This is a genomic window from Hoeflea sp. CAU 1731 (assembly GCF_039888615.1).
Lineage (GTDB): Bacteria > Pseudomonadota > Alphaproteobacteria > Rhizobiales > Rhizobiaceae > Flavimaribacter.
This window is the reverse complement of record NZ_JBDQQS010000048.1, coordinates 1-2507: the sequence shown is the minus strand read 5'-3', so window position 1 is coordinate 2507 and position 2507 is coordinate 1. Positions and strand designations below refer to the sequence as shown.

The 2507-nt window shown below is 62.3% G+C and carries 2 protein-coding genes; both read left to right on the top strand.

Going from position 1 to position 2507, the window contains the following annotated elements; genetic code table 11:
* Window positions 1–122: 122 nt before the first annotated feature.
* Window positions 123–1619: an IS21 family transposase gene (istA, locus tag AAFN47_RS28035; protein ID WP_499812474.1), complete on the top strand. Its 1497-nt coding sequence runs from the start codon at window positions 123–125 to the stop codon at window positions 1617–1619.
* Window positions 1616–2374 carry an IS21-like element helper ATPase IstB gene (gene istB / locus AAFN47_RS28030; RefSeq protein ID WP_499812473.1) on the top strand — a complete coding sequence of 253 codons (759 nt, stop codon included), beginning with the start codon at window positions 1616–1618 and terminating at the stop codon, window positions 2372–2374. Before istA ends, istB begins: the two co-directional genes overlap by 4 nt.
* The last annotated feature ends 133 nt before the right edge of the window (window positions 2375–2507 follow it).

The window sequence follows — 2507 nt, the reverse complement described above, 5'->3', positions numbered from 1 at the left end:
TGAGAGCGGCGGTGCAAAATTCGTCCACGGTAGCGGCGGGATAGTCCCGCTTCGGGCGGCGTAAAAGTCGTCCACCTATTCTCCTTCTGCAACGAGTGCAGGAGGATCAGGGGATCTATACCGTGGAATTGTATCTGAAGGTCCGTCTGGCGTGCTCGGAAGGGATGACGCAGCGCGCGGCGGCGAAGCATTTCAACATATCGCGCGACAGTGTTCGCAAGATGCTGTCGTATTCGACGCCACCCGGCTATCGACGGCAGTCGCCGGTGCGCCGGCCGAAGCTGGACGCCTTTGTTTCGACGATCGATCATTGGCTTGATGAAGACAGGCAAGTGCCACGCAAGCAGCGCCATACGGCCAAGCGTGTGTTCGATCGTCTTCGAGACGAATGCGGGTTTACCGGTGGCTACACGATCATCAAGGATTACATGCGCGAGCGTGAGCAGCGCCGCCAGGAGGTGTTTGTGCCGCTGTCGCATCCGCCCGGCCATGCGCAGGCCGATTTCGGCGAGGCGATGGTGGTGATCGGCAGCGTCGAGCAGAAAGCCCGGTTCTTCGTGCTCGACCTGCCGCATAGCGACGGCTGCTATGTGCGGGCCTATCCCTCGGCGGTGGCGGAGGCCTGGGTGGACGGCCATATCCATGCGTTCGCGTTCTTCGGGTCCGTGCCGCAGTCGATCGTCTACGATAACGACCGCTGCCTTGTGGCGAAGATCCTGCCCGACGGCACGCGCAAGCGGGCGATGCTGTTCAGCGGCTTCCTGTCCCACTATCTGATCCGGGACCGCTATGGCCGCCCCGGCAAAGGCAACGACAAGGGAAGTGTCGAAGGGCTTGTCGGCTATGCCCGGCGCAACTTCATGGTTCCGATCCCGCGGTTTGCGACCTGGAACGACTTCAACGCCTGGCTGGAAGAGCAGTGCTACAAACGTCAGCGCGACAGGGTCCGTGGCGAGAGCGAGACGATCGGAGAGCGGCTGCAACGCGATCTTGCTGCCATGCGGCCGTTACCGGCGTCGCCTTTCGATGCGTGCGATCAGGCCAGTGCCAAGGTGACCGCTCAGTCGCTGGTGCGCTACAAGACCAACGATTATTCCGTCCCGGTCGCCTATGGCCATCAGGATGTCTGGGTCAGAGGTTATGTCGACGAGGTAGTGATCGGCTGCCGCGGCGAGATGATTGCCCGCCATCCCCGCAGTTGGGAACGCGAAGACGTCGTCTTCGATCCGCTGCATTACCTGCCGCTGATCGAACAGAAGATCAATGCGCTGGATCAGGCAGCGCCCTTGCAGGGCTGGGATCTGCCGGGAGAGTTCGCCACGCTGCGTCGCCTGATGGAGGCGCGCATGGCAAAGCACGGCCGACGCGAGTATGTGCAGGTCCTGCGGCTGCTGGAAAGCTTCGATCTCGTCGACCTGCATGCGGCGGTGAAGCAGGCCCTCCAGATCGGAGCGATCGGCTTCGACGCCGTCAAACATCTGGTTCTGTGCCGGGTGGAGCGCCGACCGCCAAGACTGGACCTGTCCATCTATCCCTACCTGCCGAGGGCGACCGTCGAGACGACATCGGCGAAGGCGTACATGCGTCTTCTGTCGACCAATGCGGGAGAAGCGGCATGAGCACCGAAGCTCCCGAGATCCTGCTCGTCCACTATCTCAAAACCCTCAAGCTGCCGACCTTCCAGCGCGAGTATCAGAAGCTGGCCCGGCTATGCGCCACCGAGGGCGTGGATCACACCGGATACCTGACCCGGCTTGCCGAAAGGGAGATGATCGAGCGGGACCGCCGTAAGGTCGAACGCCGGATCAAGGCGGCCAGGTTCCCTGTCGTCAAAAGCCTCGACAGCTTCGACTTCGACGCCATCCCGAAGCTGAACAAGATGCAGGTGCTGGAACTGGCGCGCTGTGAATGGATCGAGCGCAGGGAGAATACCATCGCGCTCGGCCCCAGCGGCACGGGCAAGACCCACGTCGCGCTCGGCCTCGGCTTGGCGGCCTGCCAGAGGGGCCTCTCCGTCGGCTTCACGACGGCGGCCGCACTGGTCAGCGAGATGATGGAGGCACGTGATGAGCGGCGTCTGCTACGCCTCCAGAAGCAGATGGCCACCTGCCAGCTCCTCATCATCGACGAACTCGGCTTCGTGCCGCTTTCCAAAACTGGCGCGGAATTGCTGTTTGAGCTGATCTCGCAGCGTTACGAACGCGGAGCGACTCTGATCACCAGCAATCTGCCCTTTGACGAATGGACGGAAACATTCGGGTCCGAGCGTCTGACCGGCGCTCTGCTCGACCGCATCACTCACCACGTCAATATCCTCGAAATGAACGGCGAAAGCTACCGCCTCGCTCAAAGCCGCGCCCGAAAGGCAGGCTGAAACCCCTCACAAAACGCCGACCCGCAAGCGGGAAACTCTGGTCGGGCTACGCCCTCCCGGCGTTCCCCGCTTGCGGCGCAAAGTGGCCTGGTTTTGCGCCGCCCTTTGGCCGACTTTTATTCCGCCGTTGACA